At 52.6% G+C, this 6,611-nt stretch carries 2 protein-coding genes; both read right to left on the bottom strand.

Features of this window, described 5'->3' with window-relative positions; all coding sequences use genetic code 11:
* Nucleotides 1-4,876, bottom strand: a 4,876-nt coding sequence (locus tag ACYVD4_RS31850; RefSeq protein WP_460952481.1) for a beta strand repeat-containing protein, incomplete at its 3' end; no start/stop codon positions are given.
* A 788-nt stretch (nucleotides 4,877-5,664) separates the two neighbouring features.
* A partial coding sequence (locus tag ACYVD4_RS31845; protein WP_460952479.1) for a putative Ig domain-containing protein occupies nucleotides 5,665-6,611 on the bottom strand: 947 nt, incomplete at its 5' end.

Raw genomic sequence — 6,611 nt, 5'->3', positions numbered from 1 at the left:
GACCAAAGGGCTGACCCTGAACGCCTACCTGATTGACAATCGGATTGGCTACTGTTGGCGGGGTGTTGGTAGCCGTTGTCTCTACCACGGTCAGGATAAAGCTAGTGCTCACGCTGAGCCCTTGTGGATCGGTAGCCGTCACCGTCACGCTACGTACACCGGCCAGGGTCGGTACACCGCCAATCTGCGTTGGAGCACTGAAACTTAGGCCAGCCGGTAAGCCGCTCACAGTCAGCACCAGACTTTGGGGTGATTCGTTATCGGTAAAGGTATTTTGTGGAATTGTGTAACCAAATCCTTCTCCCACTCTAGCAATCTGATCGGTCAGGTGCTGGTTGACTCGTGGTGGTGTGTTGGGTTGGGGATTAGAGCAAGCGGCTAACCAGTTATAAACAAACGATGCTTCGCCCGACGTACCGCCTTGTTGTGCTTTGAGCGTTATTGTCGGATTATCTGTGTAAAGTTGCAGCGTGTATGGTCCCGGAGCCGTGGTGGGAAAGAGTTCATTGACCACCGAGAGGCTAATAGGCTGACCATTCGTTCCGGTGTATTGGGGTGTAAAACTAACTACGTAGCGATTGCTGGCAATCTGCTGGCACGTATTGGCCGTAACGCCTGTGATGGAAAAGGGACCAGCAGGTGCCGTCGTCAGGCTCACCACCACCGACGTAGTAGCCGAGCAGCCGTTACCAGTGGTGCCGGTGAGCGAGTAAGGGCCTGCCGCATTGACGACAATGAAATTAGCTATCTCGCCCGTCGACCAGATGTAGGACGTAGCACCACTGGCTGTTAAGGTCGTGCTCTGCCCGCTAGTGATAGTCAATGACGGATTCGCCGAGATGCTCACCAACGGTACATTGTTATCTTGACCAATCGTAATGCTGGTTGTACTGGTGCAGCCTGACGCTGATACCGTTACCGAATAAAAGCCACTCGCATTAACGGTTGCCCTACCCAACGTAGCATCCTGACTCACAATGCTCGGACCGGCAAAGCTGTAGGTATCACCACCCCCTGCCGTCAACGTCAGAGAGGTCTGCGTACAGGTGAGTATACCGCCCAGATTGGCCAACAACGTAGCCACTGGCAGCGCATTGACCGTAACAACCGTCGTAGCGGTCGTTTGTTGCCCACCGGCTTCTACGGTCAAGGTAAAACTCTGTGGCCCCGAGCCAGCGGCCAGTACACGCTGATTAAATACGGTGCTACTGCTGTTGCCGTTGGTAGTGCTAGTACCGTTGGTCATCGTGAAATTATACGCACCAGTTAGGTTGCCAATGGTGGCGGTGAACGTAACGGGGCTACCAGCGCAGACGGCGGAAACCGTGGCCATCAACCCCGTCAAGGTAGGCGCGTTTGACTGAACGTTGAAGTAAACTTTAGCCGAATCACAGAGGGAAGGCATCGGACTTGCCGGACTATCACATATCTGATACGTCAGGCTATCTCGACCAATGAAACCGAGATTGGGGGAATAGGAAAAGCTCCCATCGGCATTGAGTATGATCATCCCATTAATCGGAGCCACAACCAGCGATGCCGCTAACGGATGCCCATCGGGATCAGTGTCATTTGTCAGTACGTTGCCCGGAGTTGTTGTATTGCTGAGTACATCAACGTTGTCATCGACAGCGACTGGTTTCTGATTGGTAGGTGGCTGAATGGTCAGGGTAGCGATGGTGCTAAAGATTGGGCACCCGCCACTAGATGCCACGGAATAGGTCACCGTATAATTGCCTGGTGTGCTGCTGGCGGGAGTAATCTGGCCCGTGCTGGCATTGAGGCTCAACCCCGATGGAGAGGCTGTATACGTACCGTTAGCCGTACCCGTGCGGGTTACGTTCACAGCAGCGGACGTAGTGGAAAACGGTGAACCCGCATAGGCAATGGTAGCACTGGCTGGGGTGCTTAGTGTTACGTCGGTGGTGGCGCTGGCACTGAGGGCGTTATTGACCAACGTCAGCGTAAAGGATTGTAGACCTGATCCGGTTGGAGTTAAGCTTTGGCTGAAACTTGTACTGGACAAGCTACCTGTGGTGGTACTGGTTCCATTAGACAGTGTGTAAGCATAATTTCCCGTTACGTTGCCCACGCTGGCCGTGAAGCTAACCGGACTGCCTACACAGACGTTGTTGGAGAGGGCCGAGAAGCCACTAATGGACGGTAACATAAGCGGAATGACAGTAACCGTATTCGTCACTGAGTTGTTGGTCTCATCGGGATCGCTAACTCCGGCTGCGGATGTCACACTGGCCGTATTGGTGAGGCTGCCGATAGCCGATGCGCTCAGAGTACCCGTGATCACAAACCGAACTGAGCCGCCAACCGGCAGATTCACCGTCTGATTCAGATTGCCGTAACCGGACGCTTGGGCAGTCGTTCCTCCACCAGCACCACTTGCCGTCCAGCTAACACCCGTCAGGCTGGGGGGAAAGATGTCGGTCACTATAACGTTGGGGGCGTTGGATAAACCGCTGTTGGCCACTACCAGAGTATAGGTGACTGGACTCCCTGCCTGGACGGCTGTTTGAGCATCGGTGAGGGTGACCGATAAATCGGCCTGAGGGGTGAGCGTTAGCGAGAGTTCAGCCGTATTGTCACTCGGATTCAGATCGGCCGTGGTGGCCGTTATGGAGGCTGTGGTGGTTAAGGTACCCGTACTGGCTGGATCAATCCTTACCTGAGCGCCAAACGCATACCGGCCAGAAGGCAGGTTTGGGATCGTCACCTGAACAATGTTACCGTTTACTGTTATCGAATGCTCAATAGGTGGCCCGATGGCACGGGAGAACGTAGCGCTAATAAGGGTCACAGATGCAGGCAGCACATTGGTTAGTACGACATTCTCTACATCAGTCCCATTAATACCCGTAACATATAAGATCTGATCGCCAGGCACAGCTGTTGGCCCGGCCGAGACTAAGTTAATCCGCAAGTCGATACTTGGTGCAGCCTGAATCGTTAGGGCTGCGGTGGTGGAAAAGACTGGGCACCCGCCACTAGATGCCACGGAATAGGTCACCGTATAATTGCCTGGTGTGCTGCTGGCGGGAGTAATCTGGCCCGTGCTGGCATTGAGGCTCAACCCCGATGGAGAGGCTGTATACGTACCGTTAGCCGTACCCGTGCGGGTTACGTTCACAGCAGCGGACGTAGTGGAAAACGGTGAACCCGCATAGGCAATGGTAGCACTGGCTGGGGTGCTTAGTGTTACGTCGGTGGTGGCGCTGGCACTGAGGGCGTTATTGACCAACGTCAGCGTAAAGGATTGTAGACCTGATCCGGTTGGAGTTAAGCTTTGGCTAAAATCTGTGCTGGACGAACTACCAGTAGTGGTACTACTTCCATCGGTGAGGGTGTATGAGTACCCACAACTGGCGTTGCCTACTGTAGCGGTAAAGGTAATCGGGCTCCCGGTGCAGACGACCGCCGGACTGCTGGCAAAGTTTGTTAGAGTTAGCGGCAAGGCTTGTACGTCAATGGTAACCGTTGCAGTATTGCTGGTCAGACCAGTATTATCATTGATAGTGTAGGTGAAACTATCCTGCCCTACAAAACAGGCGGGGGAAGGTGAATACGTTACCTCACCCGTCGTGGTGTTCACACTCAGCGACCCATTGGATGCCGGATTAATGATGGTTACCGTACCCACATTCAGGGTGTTTCCATAAAGAGCCGTGTCATTGGCTGTTACCGTAATGGCAACAGGCGTACCAGAGGTAGTCGTCGCCATGTCATCCTGAGCAACCGGGGGCGTTACTATTTCATTCAGCAGTACCGAGATGTTGTTGGTATTCAAATTGGCAGTGGCCAGGTCCGGTCTACCATCACCATTGAAGTCGCCTACTACCACCGATTGAGGCCTAACGCCAACTGACAAATGGGTAGCGGCCCCGAATGCCCCTGCCCCATCGCCCAGCAGCACTGAGACGGTGTTGCTTAGGAGGTTGGCGATTGTCAGGTCCAGGTTACCGTCCCCATTAAAGTCGCCCACGGCTACCGAAGAGGCAGCAGTGCCTACCCCAAATAAGGATGGGGCAGCGAATCCCCCTGTGCCATCGCCTAGCAATACCACTACGTTGTTGCTACGGTGAGCAAGGGCCACATCCAGTTTACCATCGCTATTCAAATCCCTCACGACTATCATAAATGGCTGGCCGCCCAACCCATTTACGACGGTGGATGGTGTGAATCCCCCGGACCCATCGCTCAGCAGTATTGATACGGCAGTAATGCCATTATAATGGGCGATCGCCAGGTCTTGGTTCCCATCGCCGTTGAGGTCTCCCATCGCTGCATAAGCAGGGCTATCCCCCGCCGGAAAATTGATAGCGGCCCCGAATGCCCCTAACCCATCGCCCAGCAGCACCGAGACGGTGCTACTGGTAAAATTGGCGGTGACCAGATCGAGCTTACCATCATTATTGATATCCCCCACCACCACCGAAACGGGGTAACTGCCTACCGGAAAATTGATGGCGGCTCCGAAACTACCCGCTCCATTGCCTAGCAACACCGAGACGTTGCCACTGCCACCATTTGAGATAGCTAGGTCGAGTCTACCATCGCCGTTGAAGTCCCCCACCGCTACCGAAGAGGGGGCACTGCCTACCGGAAAATTGATGGCGGCCCCGAATCCTCCTGCCCCATTGTTCAGCAGCACCGATACGTTGTTACTGCCTCGATTGGCGCTGACCAGGTCGAGTTTACCATCGCCGTTAAAGTCCCCCACCGCCACCGAAGAGGGAGTTGTATCCGCATTGTAATTGATGGCAGGTTGAAAGCTTTGTGCCAACAACGGAGAATGGATGATGAGTAGCAGGTTACAACAAACAAGGAATGAACGTAGAATTAGCGAAAAGAAGAGATGTTTCATAATGGAGTAATTAGTGGTGTAAACGAATTTTAACCGAGCGAATGAGCACTGCTAACTAGCCTACAAATTGCTAGTTGTATTCCTAAGAATAGGGGCGGCTCCGAGTCAATCTAGCAAACGTCAAATTACCTATTTAAAAATACTGCATTTTAAAAGTTTATATAATTCTCAAATAAAAAACTTAACATATTTAGATCACCAAAGATGAGGCCGCTTTTTGAAATGGACTGTTAATTCCGTCTCAAATGCTATCAATCCTGTCTCAAACTGATGGTCTACCAACAATTCTAGCGGTTCTCAAGGGCACAGATGGACCAATAAACCATATTATAGTATCACTTAATACAACGTAGCAGCCTGCTACAAACAACCCCTGATATCTAGGGCTTCACCGGCAAAATAGAATTGAATAAATGGGGCAACACCCTGAAACTGGGAAGCGATAATAACACAGTGGGGTCTATTGAATCGACGAGTTAATACGTCCTTACGGGTCGATATTACTACGTCTACTCTTTGCTGGAAAGGATGACTCCAGCCCCCTCGCTTCAGGAAACTGGAGACCAGGTAATGTCGCGGTACCGATATTCACGTCAGCCTTCGCTGAACCCCTTCCAAGTTGGTTCGCTACGTACAAGTCTTCGTTACGTGTCAGTAGGCGTCTACGCGCAGAGATGGTATGTGAATGTTTAGGGAGCTTATTTCACGGAAACGTCGGTAATCCACAAAACAGCCAGACCACTCCTGATCTGGCTGTTTCTTTGCAGATATATATCTTACCCTAATCCTTATTTCTGAAGTAATCGAATTACCTGACGTTCAGTTACCGTATGCACCTCCAGCAATAACACTCCAGCCGAACGATCAACTCTCAGACGTAGCTGCTCCCTCTCTTCCGAACGCTCTATGCGCGCTCCACCCAGCTTGTGACCTTGCAGATCCACTAGGTTCACCACCACCCACTGACCAATAATGCCACTGATCTCAAGTGCCACCGATGAGCCAACTAACGGGTTGCCCAGCACTTTCACCTGCAAACCACTACCCAATTCTACCAGCCCATGCCGGGCAGGTGCACTACAGGCGGCTAACCAGTCATACGTATAACTGGCCGTAGCGCCACCCTGCTGGGCCTGAAGCTGTAAGCGCGGGTTATCGGGATACAATGCCAGCGTATAAGGACCCGAATTCGTGGTAGGCAGCAACTCGTTGACTATCGAGAAACTCACCGGACTACCATCCAAACCACTGTATTGCGGGGTAAAGGTCACTGAACGGCGTCCTCCGCTGGCACTAGCACAGCTCAGCGTCTGTACACCCGTGATGGCGAAACCACTCGCTTGACCTGCCGGAAGCACTGTCAACTGGAACGTAGCAGGTACACTAAGTCCCCCCGGATCAGTGGCCGTCACCGTCACCGTATACACCCCACTCACAGTCGGGATTCCGCCAATCTGAGTAGGCGGACTAAAGCTCATACCAGTCGGCAAACCACCAACGCTCAAGACCAGCGTATGTGGTGACTCGTTATCAGTAAAGGTGGTTTGGGGAATCGTGTAGCCAAACCCCTGTCCCGCCTGTGCCGTCTGACCGGTCAGAGGTATATTGACTCTTGGCGGGGTGTTAGGTTGTGGAGCACTACAATTAGCCAGCCAGTTGTAGGTAAATGACGATTCACCCAGACTACCGCCCTGAGTCGCTTTCAGCACAATGGTGGGATTATCGGTGTAAAGCT

The sequence above is a fragment of the Spirosoma daeguense genome (assembly GCF_054776875.1).
The sequence above is the reverse complement of the archived record's forward strand: the minus strand, read 5'-3'. Positions and strand labels throughout refer to the sequence as shown.